Here is an 18,465-nt window from a genome sequence, read left to right on the forward strand (position 1 = left end):
TCCCCGATATGACCGACGGACACACCATCATCATCGAGCAGGGCGACCGGCACGTGCGCGTGGTGCACGACGGACAGGTCCTCGCGGAGACCGACCGCCCCCTCGTACTGCGCGAGACCGGTTGTCCCGACCGGTACTACATTCCGGCCGAGGACGTACGCCTCGAACTGCTGACCCCTTCCGAGACCCACACCGTCTGCCCCTTCAAGGGCACAGCGTCGTACTGGTCCCTGCCGGACGCCGCCGACCTCGTCTGGGCGTATCCGGTCCCCAAGGCGGATGTCGCCCAGCTCAAGGACCACTTCTGCTTCTACGACGCGGAGGTGTCGTAACCGAGGAACGCCCTGGACTGCGGCAGTCTGCACAGATGGACAAGCAGACCATCTCTCGCGACGGCACCCGCATCGCGTACCGACGCACCGGACAGGGCCCGGCGGTCGTCCTCGTGAGCGGCGCGATGTCCACGGGCGCCACGGTGGCGCCCCTGGCCGCGCGCCTCTCCGACGACTTCGGCGTCATCGTGTACGACCGCCGGGGCCGCGGCGGGAGCGGTGACACGGCGCCGTACGCGGTGGCCCGCGAGGTCGAGGACCTCGCGGCGCTCATCGAGGCCGCCGGCGGCGAGGCATCGCTCTACGGCATCTCGACGGGCGGTGCGCTGGCACTGGAGGCGGCGGCCTGCGGGCTGCCGGTCCGCCGGGTCGCCGTCTACGAAACGCCGTTCGCCGACTACGGGGGCGGCGCCGGCGAGCGAGCCGAGTACACCCGGAACCTCACCGAAGCACTGGCCCAGGGCCGGCGCGGGGACGCGGTCGCCCTGTTCCTCGGGCTCACCGGCCTTGCTCCGGAGATGATCGCGAACGCCCGCCGGTCACCCATGTGGGCGGGCATGGAGGCGCTCGCGCCGACCCTCGCTTACGACAACGCCGTGATGGGCGACGGTCTGGTGCCCCGGTACCGACTGGCCTCGGTCACCGTTCCCGTCCTGGCCATCGCAGGCGACGCGAGTCCCCCGTGGCTGCGCCGGGCGAGCGAGGCGGTCGCGGACGCGGCGCCCGAGGGCCGCTACCACGTCCTGGAGGACCAGAACCACATGGTGGAACCGCAGGCGCTCGCCCCGGTGCTGGCGGAGTTCTTCGGGGCCTGACACCCCGGGGTGCCCGGCAGCGCACGTGCCGGGCCGTTCGTCACATCGCCACTTCGGCCACACGTCCCATCGCGGGGCCCGTCGGCCGGGACAGGTGAGCGTAGGAGGGCAGGGGAACCATGCCGGCGACCGGATCGTGGCGGATGCGGTCGGCCGGCAGCCCGAGACCGGACAGCCGCCAGACCACCGAGGTGACCATCGCGGGCGGGCCGCTGACGTAGGCGACGTGCTCGGACCAGTCCCCGTGCCGGGCCATCGCCTCGGCCACCGAGCCGTCCGCGGACGCCCCCGGGCCCTCGTCGATCACCGGGACCACCCGCAGCCAGGGGCAACGGTTCTCCAACCGGGCCAGGGCCTGCGCGTCGTACAGCTCCTCGGCGGTGCGGACACCGAGGAAGAGGTGGGCTCTACGGCCCGGCGCGCGCCGCAGGGCCAGTTCCTCCAGCAGCGCCCGGCCGGTGGCCCATCCGGTGCCGCCGGCCACGATGAGCACGTCCCGCTTCAGGTCGTCCTCCAGGGTTGCCGTGCCCTGCGCGGGGCCGAGGCGCAGCGTGTCGCCGACGCGGGTCCGCAGGGTCAGGGCGTCGCTCACGCCGCCCGGACCGGTGCGGCGGACATGGAACTCCAGTTCGCCGTCCACTGCGGAGGCGCCTGCGAACGTGTAGGGGCGCCAGGTGTGCGGCAGCAGCGGGGATTCGAGGGTCGCGTACTGGCCGGGCCGATACGGGTACGGCTCCGCGGTGCGCACCCGGAGCACCGCGAGGTCCGGGCGGCGCAGCTGGTGGGACGTCACCGTGCCGTGCCACGCGGGCGGTTCGGCCAGCGCGCTGTTCGAGCCCGCCACCATGCCCGCGGCGGCGAAACGCACCATGCGCAGCCACGCCCGCTCCACCCCCTCGTCGAGCCGGCCGCCGGAGCACCGGTACAGCCCCTCGGCGAGCGCGGACTCGAACACCTGGAAGTGCACGGGCTGCACGCCGAGCTTGCGGTGGTCACGGCCCAACTGGGTGCAGAACGCGGTCACTTCATCAGGCTTGTGCAGGTGCTCGATCAGGTACCAGAAGGCCCGCTCCAGGTGAGCCTTCTGGAACTCCATCGACTCGGGGAAAAGCTGCCGCAGATAGGGGTGCCGCTCGAACATGGCGTCGTAGAGGTGGGCGATGAGTTCACCGAACGGGGTGATGGCGGCCAGGTTCTGGACGATGAGTTCCTGGTCGGCGGCCCCGTCGTAGGCGTCGTACGAGGGGGCACTCGCCTTCTCCACACCACGGGACGGGGCGAGCATCTGGTCACGCAGGCGCATCGCGTCCCGTCGCGCCAGCAGCGCGTGGTACTCGGCGCCCTTCCTGCTGTCCCTCGTCCTGTTGCCGTTGTCCATGATCGTGCTCTCCTCACGGCCGCACCGCCTCGGGATCTCGTCCGTGGCAGTCATCAGCGAGTCTTCCTCGCGCACATGCCACATACGGCGCCGTCCCGGCGGGCCGTGGCCGCGGCGCGGACGGCGAGGGCGGGAGTGGCGGGGCAGGGCATGGCGCGGCTTCCTATCTGCGGGTATAGGGCACCGCCCGCGCCCACGCCGAACCGCCGCTTGTGGCGGCGACGACGGTGAGTGGTGGGCAGGACGGCGGCATCCTCCGGCGGGCAGCCGGAGGGCGCGCTGCTATTACATCGCCGAGTCGGACCCTGAGGACCCGTCCAAAGAGCCCTTTCACCAGGCAAAAGGTCCCGATGATCAAGGACTTTCGGCCCTGGCGTCAGATGATCGCTTCACCTTGTCCGCCGTAGTCGCGGCTTCCCCGCCTCGAACTGGCGCTCGCGCTCGTCATCGTCCGGAAGCACCCGTCGGAGGAGTCCGCGAAACCCGGCTCCATACCCGGGTGCCCGAAGATGGCACAGTTCCTGGACCAGGACAAGGCCCAGCGGTGAATGGCGGGTTGCCACCCGGTGACGTTTTGGGAGCACGGGTCCACGGGCGGCCCGCGGCCCGTGTCACACCGCCGAGGCCGCGCCCTCCGCACGGACCGTGGACGCGATGGTGGCGGAGCCGACCACGCGCGTGCCGTCGTAGAGAACGATCGCCTGGCCGGGGGCCACTCCGCGGACCGGCTCGGTGAAGCGCAAGCTGAGGCCGCCGGCGACCGGCTCGGCGGTCACCTCCGTCTCGCCGCCGTGGGCGCGGAGCTGGGCCGTGTAGGTGCCGGGGCCGGTCGGGGGCGCCCCGCACCAGCGGGGCTTGATCGCGGTCAGGGCGGTGACGTCCAGGGAGGACGCCGGGCCGACCGTCACCGTGTTGGTGACCGGGGAGATGTCCAGGACGTAGCGGGGCTTGCCGTCGGGCGCGGGGGTGCCGATCCTCAGGCCCTTGCGCTGGCCGATCGTGTAGCCGTACGCGCCCTCGTGCGTGCCCAGCCTGGTGCCGGACTCGTCGACGATGTCGCCCTCCGCCCTGCCGAGCCGCTGGGCGAGGAAGCCCTGGGTGTCGCCGTCCGCGATGAAGCAGATGTCGTGCGAGTCGGGCTTCTTGGCGACCGCGAGGCCGCGGCGCTCGGCCTCCGCGCGGATCTCGTCCTTCGTGGTGAGCGTGTCGCCGAGCGGGAACATCGCGTGCGCGAGCTGCTTCTCGTCGAGCACGCCGAGGACGTAGGACTGGTCCTTCGCCATGTCGGAGGCTCGGTGCAGTTCGCGCGTGCCGTCGTCGAGCGTGACGATCTTGGCGTAATGGCCGGTGCAGACCGCGTCGAAGCCCAGGGCGAGGGCCTTGTCGAGCAGCGCCGCGAACTTGATCTTCTCGTTGCATCGCAGACAGGGGTTCGGGGTGCGCCCGGCCTCGTACTCGGCGATGAAATCCTCCACCACGTCCTCGCGGAACCGCTCGGCGAGGTCCCACACGTAGAAGGGGATGCCGATGACGTCCGCGGCGCGGCGGGCGTCGCGCGAGTCCTCGATGGTGCAACAGCCCCGCGCGCCCGTGCGGAACGACTGCGGGTTCGCGGAGAGCGCGAGGTGGACGCCGGTGACGTCGTGGCCCGCTTCGGCGGCGCGGGCAGCGGCGACGGCGGAGTCGACCCCGCCGGACATGGCGGCGAGGACACGGAGGGGGCGCTGCGGGGTCTCAGTCATAACCCTTCCAGGGTACGGGGCCGGGGGAACCGGGGCGCGAGAGTATCCGTTGACTGCCATATGGGGGATCGGAAAGTGGTGAGGGACGGCGACCGGCGGCTGGGTCGGCGGGCGCTGATCGTCGGGGGCACAGCCGCCGCGGTGGGTACGGCCGCTCTGGCCCGGGAGGGGCTGGCGCACCTGTGGTGGCGGCTGCCCGGTGTCGAGAAGCCCCGAGTGGAGGGCGCGGTCGACTTCCGGGGAGCGCAGTGGGTGGCGGCGTCGCCGGCGAATCTGCGCCGCGCCGACCGGCCCGCCGACTACCGCATAGACCGGGTGGTCATCCATGTCACACAAGGCGGTTACCGCAGCGCGGTGAAGGTGTTCCAGGACCCTGCGCACGGCGCGGCGGCGCATTACATCGTGCGTGCGGACGGCCATGTCACCCAGATGATCCGCGAGCTGGACGTGGCGTTCCACGCGGGCAACCGGCAGTTCAACGAACGCAGCGTCGGCATCGAGCACGAGGGCTACGTGGAGCGCGCCGCCTCCTTCACGGACGCGATGTACGCGGCGTCGGCGCGGCTCACGGCCGGGATATGCGGGCGGTACGGCATACCGGTGGACCGCGAGCACGTCATCGGGCACGACGAGGTGCCGGGCACGGACCACACGGATCCGGGGCCGCACTGGGACTGGGACCGGTACCTACGGTCCGTACGGCGGGAGAGGGCCGCGACGGCGTAGCGCCTGTGCCGTCAGCTCAGCCCCGCGCTCCGAGCCCGTTCCACGGCGGGGCCGATCGCCTTGGCGACCGCCTCGACGTCGGCCTGCGTGGACGTGTGGCCGAGGGAGAAGCGGAGGGTGCCGCGGGCGAGGTCCGGGGCGGCGCCGGTGGCGAGGAGGACGTGGCTCGGCTGGGCCACACCGGCCGTGCAGGCGGAGCCGGTGGAGCACTCGATGCCCTGCGCGTCCAGCAGCAGGAGCAGGGAGTCGCCCTCGCAGCCCGGGAAGGTGAAGTGCGCGTTGGCCGGGAGCCGGTCCACCGGGTCCCCGCCCAGGATCGCGTCCGGTACCGCGGTACGGACCGCGTCGATCAGGTCGTCGCGCAGGGCGCCGATCTCACGGGCGAACCACTCGTGCTGCTCGGCGGCGAGCCGTCCGGCGACCGCGAAGGAGGCGATGGCCGGAACGTCGAGGGTGCCGGAGCGTACATGGCGTTCCTGGCCGCCGCCGTGCAGCACGGGAACGGGGCTGTACTCGCGGCCGAGCAGCAGCGCGCCGATGCCGTACGGGCCGCCGATCTTGTGGCCGGAGACCGTCATCGCGGCGAGTCCGGAGGCCTCGAAGCCGACCGGGAGCTGCCCGAAGGCCTGGACCGCGTCGGCGTGCAGCGGCACACCGAACTCCGCTGCCACATCGGCGAGTTCGCGGACCGGCATGATCGTGCCGATCTCGTTGTTGGCCCACATCACGGTGGCGAGGGCGACGTCGTCAGGGTTGCGCGCGATGGCTTCACGCAGAGCCTCGGGGTGGACTCGGCCGCAGGCGTCGACGGGCAGGTACTCGACGGTGGCGCCCTCGTGCTCACCGAGCCAGTCGACGGCGTCGAGGACCGCGTGGTGTTCGACGGGACTGGCGAGAACGCGGGTACGGGCGGGGTCGGCGTCACGGCGGGACCAGTACAGGCCCTTCACGGCGAGGTTGTCGGCCTCGGTGCCGCCGGAGGTGAAGACGACTTCGCTGGGCCGGGCGCCCAGCGCTTCGGCGAGGGTCTCGCGGGCCTCTTCGGCGGTGCGCCTCGCTCGGCGGCCCGACGCGTGCAGCGAGGAGGCGTTGCCGGTGATGCCGAGCTGCGCGGTCAGGACCTCTGCCGCCTCGGGAAGCATCGGGGTGGTCGCTGCGTGGTCGAGGTATGCCATGGTGCGGCCGATTCTACGGGCCCACCCCCCGCGGCCTCAGCCCCGGAGGCGCCTGGAACCGGCGCACCCGGGGCCTCGGGCGGCTCCGCACGATGCCGCGCTTCCCGCAGGCGGTTCTAGAAGCTCCAGGAAACCGTGTCGTGCATCTGCATGAAGGCGAGCAGGACGACCAGGTCGGCGACGCCCAGGCCCAGCCCCAGGAGGGCACGACCCCGGCGCTCGGTGCCGCGCCGCAGGGCGACGGCCGCCAGGACGATGGCGAAGGGGCCCAGGAAGACGTTCAGGACGAGAAGGCCGACCAGGCCCAGGATGAAGGACGCGACGGCCATGCCGTCGGCGTCCTGCATGCCCGTCCGGCGGATCGGTGCGGCGGTGCCCTGAGTACGTGCTGCGGTGAGGTGCATGTGCGGTCAACTCCCGACGGTGCGTTGGCGTACGGCGGATCGGCCGGTGGCCGTGGACCAGGTCAGTTGGCCGACGTGTGCCGCTGGCGTCCGTGCCGCTCGCGGACCGCGAAGACCACCAGCCACACGCCGATGACGGCGGCGGAGACGAGGGTGAAGGAGAGCGGGGCCTGGGCCACGGTGCCCAGCACGGTGCCCAGCAGCAGGAGCGCGGCGACGAGGAACAGCATGGGACGGAATCCCCCTCCGAGATGTCCTTCTGGCACTTCGGTGAACGCCTGTGGCTACAAGTGTTCACTGACTGATGAGTCTAACGCTTCCGACGCCTTTCCAATTCCGGAGAACAGTTGTTAACTGCATGGCATGAGTCACACCCTCGGGCTCCGGCAGGCCCAGAAGCAGAAGACCCGACAGGCGCTCCTGGACGCCGCGTTGGGCCTGCTGGAGGAGCAGAGCCTGAGCAGCCTGGGTCTGCGCGAGGTCACCCGCGCGGTCGGCGTCGCCCCGACCGCCTTCTACCGGCACTTCCCCTCGATCGCGGACCTCGGTGTCGAACTGGTCGAGGAGGCTCTCGGCAGCCTCCATCCGATGATCGGGTCCACGGTCTCCGCGACCGGGAACAGTGACGAACGCAGCGCCCGCGCCGTCGACTTGATCGCCGGCCATGTCGACGCGTACCCGGCGCACGTACGGTTCATCGCGCGCGAGCGGCACGGCGGTGTCCAGCCGGTGCGGGAGGCGATCCGGCTGCAACTGGTGCGGTTCGCCGAGGAGGTGAAGGTCGCGCTGGCCGAGGACCCCGAGTCCGAGGGGTGGGGCGAGGAGGATCTGCTGATGCTGGCCGGTCTGTACGTCGACCAGATGCTGATGACGGCGTCCCAGTTCCTGGAGACGCTGGAGGCGTCCCCCGAGGAACGGGACCGGGTGGCCCGGGTGGCGACCCAGCGGCTTCGGCTGATCGGCATCGGCCGCCACCACTGGAAGGACTGACCGGACGGGCACCTCACCCCGGCAAACGGCCATGGGCGGCGCGTTCGTTCACCGAGCGCGCCGCCCACGTTTCACCCCCGCACCTCGTGCGGTTCAACCCAGCCTGACCCTCGCCAGCTGGCGGGACTGGGCGACCAGGCGGTCCGTGCTGTCCCACACCTCGGCGTCCTCCTCCAGGAAGCCGCCGGCGAGGTTGCGCGTGGTGATCGACACCCGCAGCGGGCCGGGTGCCGGACGCGACCGCACATGCACGGTCAGCTCAACGGTCGGCACCCAGCCGGAGAGCCCGAGTTCGAAGGCGGTGGGCGGCAGCGCGTCCACCGCGAGGAGCAGCGAGAGCGGGTCCGCGTCACGGCCGTCGGCGAGCCCGAACCAGGCCCTCATCTCGCCCTTCCCGGAAGGCGACCCGAGCACCCAGCCCAGCGTGGCGGGGTCGAGCTTGAGCATCAGCCGTTCGGTGATGGCCGAGCTGCCGGGCAGCGGCGTCGGAGCGTCCTCGGGGCCGAAGCAGTGCTCCATGGGCGGGAAGGTGGGCGGCTTCGCGCTTGTACGGACGTCGTCGGGCAGGGAGTCCAGCTCGCCGTAGGAAGCGAGGACCCGGATCCTTTCGACCTCGCGGCCCTCGTCGTCGCACTGGAAGAGGGACGCCTGACCGGTGGAGAGGGTACGGCCGGTGCGCACGACGTCCGTACGGACCACCGCGGGGCCCGGCTGGGACGCGGTGAGGTAGTGCGCGGAGATCGTGAACGGGTCGGAGTGCGGCAGGGCGTCCGCGAGGGCGCGACCGAGGACAGCCAGCAGATAGCCACCGTTCACCGCGTTGATGATCGTCCAGCCGGCCGAGAGGTCGATGTCGTAGAGGCCGGGTTCGCGGAGGGTGACCGCGGTGTCGCGGTCGAACTCACTGTCGCCGATCGTGGCGCGCGCGGCCTGTGCGGTATCTGCTTCTGACATGCCCGAACAGTACAACACGAAATTACCCAGCAGTAGCTTTTGTGATTCCGCCGACGGGACGTCCCGCTGAACCACCAGGGCCGGGTTTCCGCCCCCCCATAACCATGATTCTGGCAATTTCTTGGTAAGTGTCCGCACTCGTCCGCGACCGAACGCCGATGGAATCCCTCTCAAAGGACATACAGCTCTACCCGTCCGTTCACAGGAAGAACCGCACAGCCGATGAGCCTCACCGGAACGCCGTTCCTCTTCACGTCGGTCGCCCTGGTGGCGGTCGCCCTCATCCTGCCGCTGATCCTGTGGTCCCGGATCCGCGGCCCGATGGTCGTACGCCACGCCGTCCGCGTGCTGATGCTGCTGTTCACCCAGGTCACCGCGGTCACTCTGGTCTTCGTCATGGTCAACGACGCCAACAGCCTGTACGACAACTGGGCCGACCTGCTGGGCACGGGAAACCATGTGCAGCAGGCGGCCGACCTCGGCAAGGACGGCACCGGCGGGATCCAGATAAAGGCCCTGCCGAAGGTCAGGCAGACCTTCACGCAGGCCGACGGGCCGAGCATGCACGCGGCCGGCGGGGTGCGCGTCACCCAGCTCAAGGGCCGGGTGTCGGGCGTCGACGCCGAGGTCTACGTCTGGCTGCCCCCGCAGTACGACGACCCCGCCTACCGGAACAAGAAGTTCCCGGTCGTGGAGTTGCTGTCGGGCTATCCCGGTTCGGCGAAGGCGTGGTTCGGATCCCTGAAGGTGCACAGCCAACTGCTACCGCTGATGAAGAGCGGGCAGGTGGCACCGTTCATCCTGGTGGCACCGCGCACCAATCTCATCGCCAGGGTCGACACGGGCTGCGCGAACATCTCGGGCGCCGTGAACGCCGACAGCTGGCTCAGCATCGATGTGCCCAAGATGGTGACGGACAACTTCCGCGCCGAGTCCACGCCGGGCGGCTGGGCCGTCGCCGGCTACTCCGCGGGTGCGCACTGCGCGGCGAAACTCGTGGTCGCGCACCCCGACCGCTACCGGGCCGCGATCAGCCTGTCCGGCTACAACGACCCGATAGGCGAACGCAGCTCGCTCGCCGCGCGGAGCATCCGGCTGCGTCGGCAGAACAATCCCTACTTCCTGCTGAAGGGCTACCGCACCCCGCCCCGGATCTCGCTCTATCTCTCCGGCGAGTACGACGACGGCTACCAGGCGGCCGCGGCGCTGCAGCAGATCGCCAGGCCTCCGACGGTGGTGCGCGCGGTGCTGATCCCGCGCAGCGCCGGCGGCCACAGCATGGCCCTGTGGCGGCCGCAGATCCCCACGGTGTTCACCTGGCTCAGCCGGCAGCTGACAGGTCAGGCGACGGGAAGTCTTCCTCGGCCACATTGGAACGCCGGTTCCAGGCGCGCGGCGCTCGCCAGTGGAAGCGCATCGCGAGCAGGCGCAGTACGAAAGCAGTGACGACCGCGAGCCCGGAGGTGAGCGGGGTCAGCGCCTCGTAGCGGATACAGAGCGCGACCATCGCGGCGCCGACGATCGCGGGCACCGCATACAGGTCGCGGTCCCAGCGCAGCAGCGAAGGCACCTCGTTGGCGAGTATGTCGCGCAGCACACCGCCGCCCACGGCCGTGGCCATGCCCAGGACGGCGGACGAGGTGAGGCCGAGTCCGTAGTCGTGCGCCTTCGTCGTGCCGGAGACGCAGAACAGGCCGAGGCCGGCCGCGTCGAAGGCGTTGACCGCCCCCTGGATGCGCTCCACCTCCGGGTGGAGGAAGAAGACCAGGACGGTGGCCAGCAGCGGGGCCAGGAAGTAGCCGAGGTCCGTGAAGGCGGACGGCCGGGCGCCGATGACCAGGTCCCGGAACAGCCCGCCGCCCAGCGCGGTGACCTCGGCGAGCACGGCTATGCCGAAGACGTCGAAGTTCTTGCGCACGGCCAGCAGCGCGCCGGAGATCGCGAAGACGAAGATTCCGACGATATCGAGCGTGTGCTGGACGGAAGGGCTGAACAATTGCTGGAACACCCTCACATTCTCACCTATCGCAAGGCGTGCGCCTTACAAAGCAAGGCCAAGGCTGCGAATGGCCGGGAATGCCCAGCAGACACCGCGAGGGAGGCCGCCGCGGTGGCGATGGCCTCCCTCACTGTCGAACGGTGAGTCCTGGGAGTTGGTTCAGGACTCGGTGGAGCGGGACGACTCGGACGCGTCGGAGGATCCGGTGGCCTCCGTCGTCTCCTCGGAGGCGGTGGCCGCGTCCTCCGAAGCCGCGCCCTCCTCGGAAGCGGCAGGCGTCCCGGCCGAAGCGGCGGGCTTGTCCTCCGAAGCGGCGGGCTTGTCCTCCGAAGCGGCGGGCTTGTCCTCTGAAGCGGCGGGCTTGTCCTCGGCAGCGGCAGGCTTCTTCTCGGACTCGGCTTCCACCTCGGCCGCGACCGCCGCCGACGTCTCCGCCGACTGCGCCAGAACCTCGTCCGCCACCAGCTCGGCCGCCTCCTTCGCGGCCGACAGCAGGACAGTGTCCTGCGGTGCCTGGTCCTCGAAGTTCTCCGGGTGGTGACAGGCGACCCGCTGACCCGGCCTGAGCTCCACCAGCACGGGCTCGGTCGTCTTGCAGATCTCCGTCGCCTTCCAGCACCGGGTGTGGAAGCGGCAGCCGCTCGGCGGTGCGATCGGCGAGGGGACGTCGCCCCTGAGCAGGATGCGCTCGCTCTTGACGTTCTTCCGCTTCGGGTCCGGGATCGGGACCGCCGACATCAGCGCCTTGGTGTACGGGTGCATCGGCGCCCGGTACAGCGAGTCGCGGTCGGCCAGCTCCATGATCTTGCCGAGGTACATCACCGCGATCCGGTCCGAGACGTGCCGGACGACCGAGAGGTCGTGCGCGATGATCACGTACGTCAGGCCCAGTTCCTGCTGGAGGTCGTCGAGGAGGTTGACGACCTGCGCCTGGATAGACACGTCCAGCGCGGAGACCGGCTCGTCCGCCACGACCAGCTTCGGCTTGAGCGCGAGCGCGCGGGCGATGCCGATGCGCTGGCGCTGGCCGCCGGAGAACTCGTGCGGGTAGCGGTTGTAGTGCTCCGGGTTGAGGCCGACGCGCTCCAGGAGCTCCTGGACCGTCTTCTTGACCCCGCCCTCGGGCTTGACGCCCTGCAGCCGGAACGGCGCGCCGACGATCGTGCCGATGTTGTGGCGCGGGTTCAGCGACGAGTAGGGGTCCTGGAAGATCATCTGTACATCGCGGCGCAGCGGGCGCATCCCGCCCACACCGAGGTGCGTGATGTCCGTGCCCTCGAACTCGATCTTCCCGGAGGTCGGCTCGAGCAGCCGTGTGATCAGTCGGCCCATGGTCGACTTGCCGCAGCCTGACTCTCCCACGACGCCCAGGGTCTCCCCCGCTCGTACGTCGAAGGTCAGGCCGTCCACCGCCTGCACCGCCGCGACCTGCCGTTTGAACAGGCCCTTCCTGATCGGGAAGTGCTTGACCAGGCCATCGACCTTGAGCAGAGTTTCGCCCTTGGCGGGCTCAGGAGAGGTCGCCGGCGATTCCGACGCCTGCTGAGGGATCGTCATCTCGGGTCCTTTGGCGTCCGTCACAGCTTCGGCGCAATCTCTTCGTTCCAGATCCGCTCCCGCTCCTCGGCCGACATGTGGCAGGCAGAGAAGTGCCCGGAGCCGACCTCGCGCAGTTCGGGGCGCTCGCGGCGGGTGATGTTGTCCTTGGGGATGTCCGCGTACGGGCAGCGCGGGTTGAAGGCGCAGCCGCTCGGCAGATTGATGAGGCTGGGCGGGGAGCCCTTGACCGGCGTGAGCCGCTCGGTCTGCTCCCGGTCGATGCGCGGCATCGAGCCCAACAGCCCCCAGGTGTAGGGGTGTTCAGGCTTGGTGAAGACCTCGGCGGCGGGGCCGCGCTCGACGCAGCGGCCGCCGTACATGACGAGCAACTCGTCGGCCATCTCCGCGACGACACCGAGGTCGTGCGTGATCATGATGATGGCCGAGCCGAACTCCTTCTGCAGGTCGCGGAGCAGATCGAGGATCTGCGCCTGGACCGTCACGTCGAGGGCCGTGGTCGGCTCGTCGGCGATGAGTAGCTCGGGGTTGTTCACCAGAGCCATGGCGATCATCGCGCGCTGGCGCATACCGCCGGAGAACTCGTGCGGGTAGGCGTCGACCCGCTTGTCCGGCTGGGGAATTCCGACCCGGTCGAGCATCTCGATGGCGCGCTTGCGGGCGGTCTTCTTGTCGACGTCGTGGTGGACCCGGTAGGCCTCCACGATCTGCTTGCCGATCGTGTAGTACGGGTGCAGCGCGGACAGCGGGTCCTGGAAGATCATCGCCATCTCGCGGCCGCGCAGCTTGCGCACCTTGTCCGGGTCGGCGGAGAGCAGCTCGGTGCCGTCCAACCAGATCTCGCCGCTGATCTGCGCGCGGCGCCGGCCGTACTGACCGGCCGTGTGCAGGCCCAGGATGCCGAGCGACGTCACGGACTTGCCGGATCCGGACTCGCCGACGATACCGAGCGTGCGGCCCTTCTCCAGCTTGAACGAGAGCCCGTCGACGGACTTGACCATGCCGTCGTCGGTCGGGAAGTGCACCTTGAGGTCGCGGACCTCGAGGAAGGCGTTGGGGGCACCGGACGCGACGGGTTCTCCGACCGCCGCGCCGGCGTTGTGCAGTTCGGTCATCCCAGCCTCACTCGTGGGTCGATGACGGCGTACAGAAGGTCCACGACGAGGTTGGCGACGGCGATCGCGAGGGCCGCGAAGAGCGTGACGCCGAGGATCACGGGCAGGTCCTTGTTGGTGATGGCCTGGACCGCCGCGAGGCCGAGGCCCGGCAGGTTGAACGTGGACTCCGTGAGCACGGCGCCGCCGAGCAGCACGCCGAGGTCGAGTCCGAAGACGGTGAGGATCGGCGTCATCGCGGAGCGCAGGGCGTGCCGGGTGATGACGGCGGGCTCACCGAGGCCCTTGGCGCGCGCGGTACGGATGTAGTCCTCGCCCAGGATCTCCAGCATGGTGGCGCGGGTGAGACGGGCGTACATCGCGGCGTTGAGGAAGGCGAGCACGATCCACGGCAGGATCAGCGTCTGGAACCAGGTGCCCGCCGAGTCGTCGGTGGAGAGACTGTCGGCGATGTGCACCAGGCCGAGGTTGTGCACGAAGATGCCCATCGCGACCATGCCGGTGAAGAAGACCGGGAGCGAGACACCACCGAGGGCGGTGGTCATCGCGGCGCGGTCCCAGATGGTGCCCCGCTTGAGAGCGGAGACCACACCGGCGGCGACACCGGCGGCGAGCCACAGGACGCAGGCGCCGGCGGCGAGCGCACCGGTGATGGGCAGCGCGTCCTTGAGGGTGGTCCAGACGGGTACCTCCGTACGGAAGGAGTACCCGAAGCAAGGGGCGGAGCAGTGGGTCACGTCATTGCCGTTGGCGTAGTCGCGCCCCATCGGGATGCCCTTGATGAAGTCCCAGAACTGGACGAGCACGGGCTCGTCCAGACCGAGCTTTACCCGGATGCCAGCGAGCTGCTCGGCTCCGGTTGCCTTGCCGGCGAAGAGGACGGCGACGTCCTGACCCGCCCATTTGGGCAGCATGAAGAAGATGGTGAACGTCGCGAGCAGTACGACGAGCACCATGATGACTACGGCGAACAGGCGCCGGATGAGATAAGCAAGCACTGTGCGCGGCCCGACGGTGGCCACGAACTCCTTGTGGGGGTCCGTGACCATCGCCCGGGGCCATCACCTGCCCTTCGGACTGGCGGGTTTCGGCGGCTGAGCTGAGGGGCCGGGCAACGGAGCAACTCCGTTGCCCGGCAGGGGCGTTATTACTTGACGACGCCGAGAGAGACGTAGTCGTAACGGCCGTTGTAGGCGTCGGCCATGTAGGCGTTGGTCAGACGCGAGCCACGCCAGGTGATGTTCTTCTCGTAGATGAAGGGCATCCAGTCGGCCTGGTCGAGGATCCGGTGGTCGAGCTCCTCGTAGATCTTGCCGGCCTTGTCGGCGTCGGTCTCGGCGATCGCCTTGTCGAACAGGCCGTCGATCTTCGGGTCCTTGATCTGGGACTCGTTGTAGTTACCGGTCTCGGCAATGAACCGGCTGTCCCACAGCGGCTGGCCGAAGCCCTGGCCGGACGGGAAGTCCGGGCCCCAACCGCTCATCGTCATGCCGTAGCCGCGCTCCTTGACGACCTTCGGCGAACCGGTGATCGACGAGATCTCGGCGCCGTCCAGCGGGTTCACCTCGACCTTGATGCCGGCCTTGCCGAGCTGCTCCTGCAGCGCCTCGGCGGTGTCGACCTCGCCCGGGTTGTTGTTACGGGCGGTGAGCTTGGTGGAGAAGCCGTCCGGCTTGCCGCAGGCCTTCAGCTCTTCCTTGGCCTTGGCCACGTCCGCCTTGCCCTTACGGGCGAGGACACCGTACGGGTCGTAGTCGCTGTGGCCCTTGATGGAGGCCGGCAGAGCGGAGTTGGCGATCGAGCCACCGGCGACCTCGCCGCCGCGCACCTGCTGGAGGCTGGCGAAGTCCGTCGCGTAGAACACGGCCTTGCGGCAGTGGACGTTGTCGAGCGGCTTGGCGGTGTGGACCAGGGCGACGTAACGGACGAAAGAGGTCCGCATGTTGTCGACGTTGGCCTTGTGGTCCTGGAGGGCGGTGACGCGGCCCGACTGGGTCATGCCGGTGCCGTTGAGGTCGACGTCGTAGTCGCCGGCCATCAGGCGCTTGTCGTTCTCCTCCAGGTTGGCGGAGATCGTCACGTCGACCTTGTCCGGAAGCGCGGCGCGGATCGGGTCCGAAGCCTTCTTCCAGTTGGTGTTGCGGACCAGGACGATCTTCTTGCCGGGCTTGTACGTCTCGAACTTGTACGGGCCCGAGGAGAACGGACGCTGGGTGTACTTGGCAGCCGTGTCCTTCTCCTGCTTCACCGGCGAGCCGCCCGGCATGGCGAGGAACTGCTCGAAGTCACCGTTGGGCTTGGGCAGGCGGAAGACGATGGTCTTGTCGTCGGGCGTCTCGATCGCCTTGAGGCCGAGCTTGTCCTTCGACTTGTCCTTGTACGGGCCCTTGTACTCGCCCTTCGGGTCGAGGTTCTGCTTCAGGTAGACCGGACCGCCGGTGATGACGTCATCCGCCCAGATGCGCTCGATGCCGTACTTGACGTCCTTGGAGGTGATCGGCGAGCCGTCCTCCCAGGTGATGCCGTCGCGCAGCGTGTACGTGTACGTCTTGCCGCCGTCGCTGATCTTGCCGGGGGCGGTGGCGAGGTCGCCGACCAGCTCGGTCGACGCGGCGCCCGGCTTCGGCGCGTAGCTGACCAGCTGGCGCGTGTAGAAGCGCATGAAGTCCCACGCCATGCCGTAGTAGGCGCGCTGCGGGTCGGCGGAGTCCAGGTCCTGCTTGCCGACCATCCTCAGCGTGCCTCCCTTCTTCGTGGAAGGGTTGGCGACCTTGTTGTACGCGGCGTCGAAGCCCGCGCCCTTCGACGAGCCCTTGGACTCGTTGTCGTCGCCACCCCCGCACGCCGTGGTCGTCACCAGCGCCGCGACCACGAGGGCGGCGCCGGCGGCGAGCCGTCGCTTCGAGGAACCATTGGGCATTTTCTCGTGACCTCCGAGATCGCGGCCCCGGACAGTTGCCGGAAGACCATGGAGTCGAGCCACCTGACGGGGCGACAGGGGCGATTCTTGTGCAATCGGTTGGGCTGTGGTGGCGTCCGGCTCTACCGGGTGCCCTTGGGGTCGAGCGCGTCACGCAGACCGTCGCCGAAGAGGTTGAACGCGAGGACGGTGACGAAGATCGTCACACCCGGGAAGACCATGAACATCGGGTCGTGCTCGTAGGTCCCGAGCGCGTCGCGGAGCATGCCTCCCCAGGACGCCGTCGGCGGCCGGACACCGGCGCCGAGGAAGCTGAGCGCCGCCTCCGTGAGGATGTTCGTCGGGATCATCAGCGTCGCGTAGACGGTGATGGGGGCCACCAGGTTCGGCAGCAGTTCACGGAAGAGGATGTGCCGCGAGCCGCCGCCCAACGACCGTGCCGCTTCCACGTATTCACGCTCTCGCAGGGAGAGCGTCTGTCCTCGGACGATACGTCCGATGTAGGGCCAGCCGAAGAAGCCGATGACCAGGACGAGGACCGCGATGCGCACCCCACTGCCGGTCAGGCCCAGCATGTCGTCGGGGAGCACCGAGACCAGGGAGATGATGAAGAGAAGCTGCGGGAAGGAGAGCAGCAGGTCCATCACACGGCTGATCAGCGCGTCGACCCAGCCGCCGAAGTAGCCGGCGATGATGCCGAACAGGGTGCCGAACGCGACCGCGACGAGCGCCGCGAGGAACGCCACGAGCAGGGAGATCCGGGCACCGTAGACGATGCGGCTGAACACGTCGCGGCCCTTGTTCGGCTCGACGCCGAACAGGTAGTCGCCGCTGACACCGCCGAGCGAACCCTTGGGCAGGTTGGTCAAGGGGTCCAGTTCGTTCTGGTGGAACTCGTTCGGCGGGTGGCCGAGCAGGCTCACGATGAGCGGAGCGAAGACCGCCACCAGAATCAGGAAGACGACAACGATGCCACCGCTCAGGGCAACCTTGTCCCGCTTGAGACGGTTCCAGGCGATCTGCTTCAGCGACCGACCCTCGACCTTGCGACCTCCGTCGCTCGCGGCGGCATCGACCGGCGCGGTTGGTTCCGCTTCCGCAGTCGTGTCGTGCAATGGTGCCGTCATCGTGGCAGGGACCCCTCTCAACCGGCGGTGACCGGCCCACACTTGCCGCTGTAGCGGCGTGGTTCAGTCCGTCGTACACAGGGGCGAGCCCCCTTGAATGGGGAGTCTTCAATGCACTGGCGATCCGCTGCCAGGCTTGACGATGAATGGATGCGTAAACGTGATGCGGGCTGGTGTGTTCCGTTATCCGAACAGTGGGTAACGGGGGTCGGACGTATGCCAACTGGGACACATCAGATGAGGGAGGACCTTCCCCATCATCTCTGCGCGAAGAAGGTCACCAGGTACTCACCCGCTCACAGACGGGAGTTGACGGAGTATCAGTAGCGGTCGTACGCCGGTGGAAAGCCGTAACCGCCCGCCGCCGGTGCCGGCGCCGGGGCCACGTGGGCCTCCCGGTCGTAGAAGGGACGGGCTTTGGCGCGCAGCCACATCGCGACCGGGTCGTACGCGTCTGACATCGCGACCGTCGACACCGGCAGCCCCTCGGGGACGGCGACAACGGACTGCTGCATCATCGCGCGCACCGAGTCGACGGCGGGCGGCGAGGTGTCGTACACGTCCAGGCCGATCGCCAGATACGGTGCGCCGAGCGCGGGCTGCACCCAGGCGCGGCGCAGCGAGCGCACGGCGGACGTACGGTGCGCGTTCTGCGTGAGGAGGGCGTAGAACTGCGGGATCTCGATGGCCGGTTCGGTGAGCCGCAGCGGTCCGGCGGGCTGACGCTCCAGACCGGTGGCGATACGGCGCAGGTCCAGCCAGGGGATGCCGACGCCGCCGCCCGGCGCATGCGGGTTCAGCCACAGGCCGTAGTGGTCCGGGTAGAGGGTGCGGGCCACGTCGAGGACGTCGACCACCTCGTACGACCGGTTCCAGCCGCTTGCGGAGAGTTCCTGGGCGGAGGTGACGCAGGGCGCGTAGGCGTGCCCGTCCACCTCCATGTTTCCGTACTGGGCGTCGGGTGAGCCGGCCTGGCCGTGCCAGAGCAGCATCCAGACCTGGCCGGACGACGGGGTCGCGAGCGTACGGAGCAGCGCCTCGTAGGCGTCGTAACGCCCGGGCGTCACCTGGCTCAGCATCTGCTCGACCTTTCCCCAAGGTCTCGACTGCGTTCGACCACGGGAGTCCCCATCGGCCGCGGCCGTGCCCGACGCACTCACCCGCTACCACCCCTTCATGGCAAAACTGACAACCCCGGCGGATACCTCCGGTGCGTTGCGCGCGGACTCCG

General features: G+C 69.4%; 17 protein-coding genes and 1 pseudogene. 5 read left to right on the forward strand and 13 right to left on the reverse strand.

Going from position 1 to position 18,465, the window contains the following annotated elements; genetic code table 11:
- The first annotated feature begins 8 nt into the window (after positions 1-8).
- Complete coding sequence (locus tag ACWDEX_RS19610; RefSeq protein WP_450464857.1) at positions 9-332, forward strand: DUF427 domain-containing protein; 324 nt, start codon at positions 9-11, stop codon at positions 330-332.
- Positions 333-367: 35 nt separating this feature from the next.
- Entirely contained in the window at positions 368-1,147 is a 780-nt protein-coding gene (locus ACWDEX_RS19615) for an alpha/beta fold hydrolase (RefSeq protein ID WP_450464858.1), read from the forward strand.
- A gap of 40 nt (positions 1,148-1,187) precedes the next feature.
- Here the strand turns inward: ACWDEX_RS19615 and ACWDEX_RS19620 are convergent, their stop codons facing one another.
- Positions 1,188-2,579, reverse strand: a complete 1,392-nt coding sequence (locus ACWDEX_RS19620; RefSeq protein ID WP_450464859.1) for a globin domain-containing protein — start codon at positions 2,577-2,579, stop codon at positions 1,188-1,190.
- Positions 2,580-3,136: 557 nt separating this feature from the next.
- Complete coding sequence (gene mnmA, locus ACWDEX_RS19625) at positions 3,137-4,267, reverse strand: tRNA 2-thiouridine(34) synthase MnmA (RefSeq protein WP_450464860.1); 1,131 nt, start codon at positions 4,265-4,267, stop codon at positions 3,137-3,139.
- Positions 4,268-4,327: 60 nt separating this feature from the next.
- Between mnmA and ACWDEX_RS19630 the strand changes: the two genes are divergently transcribed.
- Positions 4,328-4,993: an N-acetylmuramoyl-L-alanine amidase gene (locus ACWDEX_RS19630; protein ID WP_450464861.1), complete on the forward strand. Its 666-nt coding sequence runs from the start codon at positions 4,328-4,330 to the stop codon at positions 4,991-4,993.
- Between the two features lie 11 nt (positions 4,994-5,004).
- On the opposite strand, the gene ACWDEX_RS19635 is transcribed toward ACWDEX_RS19630, so the two are convergent.
- From ACWDEX_RS19635 to ACWDEX_RS19645, 3 genes are all read right to left on the reverse strand, one after another.
- Positions 5,005-6,168, reverse strand: a complete 1,164-nt coding sequence (locus ACWDEX_RS19635; protein WP_450464862.1) for a cysteine desulfurase family protein — start codon at positions 6,166-6,168, stop codon at positions 5,005-5,007.
- Positions 6,169-6,284: 116 nt separating this feature from the next.
- The gene (locus ACWDEX_RS19640; RefSeq protein WP_450464863.1) at positions 6,285-6,572 is read right to left on the reverse strand and encodes a DUF4190 domain-containing protein; all 288 of its coding nucleotides are present in this window, start codon (positions 6,570-6,572) and stop codon (positions 6,285-6,287) included.
- A 62-nt stretch (positions 6,573-6,634) separates the two neighbouring features.
- On the reverse strand, positions 6,635-6,802 hold the full coding sequence (locus ACWDEX_RS19645) for a hypothetical protein (RefSeq protein WP_450464865.1): 168 nt from the start codon (positions 6,800-6,802) through the stop codon (positions 6,635-6,637).
- A 133-nt stretch (positions 6,803-6,935) separates the two neighbouring features.
- Here ACWDEX_RS19645 and ACWDEX_RS19650 point away from each other — a divergent pair, with 133 nt between their 5' ends.
- The gene (locus tag ACWDEX_RS19650) at positions 6,936-7,562 is read left to right on the forward strand and encodes a TetR family transcriptional regulator (protein ID WP_450464866.1); all 627 of its coding nucleotides are present in this window, start codon (positions 6,936-6,938) and stop codon (positions 7,560-7,562) included.
- A 93-nt stretch (positions 7,563-7,655) separates the two neighbouring features.
- Here the strand turns inward: ACWDEX_RS19650 and ACWDEX_RS19655 are convergent, their stop codons facing one another.
- Complete coding sequence (locus ACWDEX_RS19655; RefSeq protein WP_450464868.1) at positions 7,656-8,516, reverse strand: thioesterase family protein; 861 nt, start codon at positions 8,514-8,516, stop codon at positions 7,656-7,658.
- A gap of 561 nt (positions 8,517-9,077) precedes the next feature.
- On the opposite strand from ACWDEX_RS19655, the pseudogene ACWDEX_RS19660 reads away from it, so the two are divergent.
- Positions 9,078-9,539, forward strand: a pseudogene (locus tag ACWDEX_RS19660) (alpha/beta hydrolase); the annotation flags it as partial.
- A 298-nt stretch (positions 9,540-9,837) separates the two neighbouring features.
- Here the strand turns inward: ACWDEX_RS19660 and ACWDEX_RS19665 are convergent.
- The 7 genes from ACWDEX_RS19665 to ACWDEX_RS19695 all read right to left on the reverse strand — a co-directional run bounded on the left by ACWDEX_RS19665 (position 9,838) and on the right by ACWDEX_RS19695 (position 18,394).
- Entirely contained in the window at positions 9,838-10,524 is a 687-nt protein-coding gene (locus tag ACWDEX_RS19665) for a trimeric intracellular cation channel family protein (protein WP_450464869.1), read from the reverse strand.
- Between the two features lie 150 nt (positions 10,525-10,674).
- The gene (locus tag ACWDEX_RS19670) at positions 10,675-12,072 is read right to left on the reverse strand and encodes a dipeptide ABC transporter ATP-binding protein (RefSeq protein ID WP_450464870.1); all 1,398 of its coding nucleotides are present in this window, start codon (positions 12,070-12,072) and stop codon (positions 10,675-10,677) included.
- Positions 12,073-12,092: 20 nt separating this feature from the next.
- Positions 12,093-13,187, reverse strand: coding sequence for an ABC transporter ATP-binding protein (locus ACWDEX_RS19675; protein WP_450464871.1), 1,095 nt, complete (start codon positions 13,185-13,187; stop codon positions 12,093-12,095).
- Positions 13,184-14,185 (reverse strand): ABC transporter permease, encoded by a 1,002-nt coding sequence (locus ACWDEX_RS19680; RefSeq protein WP_450464950.1) that lies wholly within the window; start codon positions 14,183-14,185, stop codon positions 13,184-13,186. The genes ACWDEX_RS19675 and ACWDEX_RS19680 overlap by 4 nt, the downstream gene beginning before the upstream one ends.
- A 149-nt stretch (positions 14,186-14,334) precedes the next feature.
- Entirely contained in the window at positions 14,335-16,107 is a 1,773-nt protein-coding gene (locus ACWDEX_RS19685) for an ABC transporter substrate-binding protein (RefSeq protein WP_450464872.1), read from the reverse strand.
- Positions 16,108-16,229: 122 nt separating this feature from the next.
- Positions 16,230-17,234: an ABC transporter permease gene (locus ACWDEX_RS19690; RefSeq protein WP_450464873.1), complete on the reverse strand. Its 1,005-nt coding sequence runs from the start codon at positions 17,232-17,234 to the stop codon at positions 16,230-16,232.
- Positions 17,235-17,554: 320 nt separating this feature from the next.
- Positions 17,555-18,394, reverse strand: coding sequence for an enhanced serine sensitivity protein SseB C-terminal domain-containing protein (locus tag ACWDEX_RS19695; RefSeq protein ID WP_450464874.1), 840 nt, complete (start codon positions 18,392-18,394; stop codon positions 17,555-17,557).
- Positions 18,395-18,465 lie beyond the last annotated feature (71 nt).

It is taken from the genome of Streptomyces sp. NPDC001020, assembly GCF_053599115.1.

Excerpts from the sequence above, each read along its gene's own strand:
- ACWDEX_RS19675 (WP_450464871.1), bottom strand. The coding sequence starts at position 13,187 with ATGACCGAACTGCACAACGCCGGCGCGGCGGTCGGAGAACCCGTCGCG.
- ACWDEX_RS19620 (WP_450464859.1), bottom strand. The coding sequence starts at position 2,579 with ATGACTGCCACGGACGAGATCCCGAGGCGGTGCGGCCGTGAGGAGAGC.
- ACWDEX_RS19650 (WP_450464866.1), top strand. The coding sequence starts at position 6,936 with ATGAGTCACACCCTCGGGCTCCGGCAGGCCCAGAAGCAGAAGACCCGA.
- ACWDEX_RS19640 (WP_450464863.1), bottom strand. The coding sequence starts at position 6,572 with ATGCACCTCACCGCAGCACGTACTCAGGGCACCGCCGCACCGATCCGC.
- ACWDEX_RS19645 (WP_450464865.1), bottom strand. The coding sequence starts at position 6,802 with ATGCTGTTCCTCGTCGCCGCGCTCCTGCTGCTGGGCACCGTGCTGGGC.
- ACWDEX_RS19655 (WP_450464868.1), bottom strand. The coding sequence starts at position 8,516 with ATGTCAGAAGCAGATACCGCACAGGCCGCGCGCGCCACGATCGGCGAC.
- ACWDEX_RS19690 (WP_450464873.1), bottom strand. The coding sequence starts at position 17,234 with ATGACGGCACCATTGCACGACACGACTGCGGAAGCGGAACCAACCGCG.
- ACWDEX_RS19610 (WP_450464857.1), top strand. The coding sequence starts at position 9 with ATGACCGACGGACACACCATCATCATCGAGCAGGGCGACCGGCACGTG.
- ACWDEX_RS19670 (WP_450464870.1), bottom strand. The coding sequence starts at position 12,072 with ATGACGATCCCTCAGCAGGCGTCGGAATCGCCGGCGACCTCTCCTGAG.
- ACWDEX_RS19635 (WP_450464862.1), bottom strand. The coding sequence starts at position 6,168 with ATGGCATACCTCGACCACGCAGCGACCACCCCGATGCTTCCCGAGGCG.
- ACWDEX_RS19685 (WP_450464872.1), bottom strand. The coding sequence starts at position 16,107 with ATGCCCAATGGTTCCTCGAAGCGACGGCTCGCCGCCGGCGCCGCCCTC.
- ACWDEX_RS19615 (WP_450464858.1), top strand. The coding sequence starts at position 368 with ATGGACAAGCAGACCATCTCTCGCGACGGCACCCGCATCGCGTACCGA.
- mnmA (WP_450464860.1), bottom strand. The coding sequence starts at position 4,267 with ATGACTGAGACCCCGCAGCGCCCCCTCCGTGTCCTCGCCGCCATGTCC.
- ACWDEX_RS19630 (WP_450464861.1), top strand. The coding sequence starts at position 4,328 with ATGGGGGATCGGAAAGTGGTGAGGGACGGCGACCGGCGGCTGGGTCGG.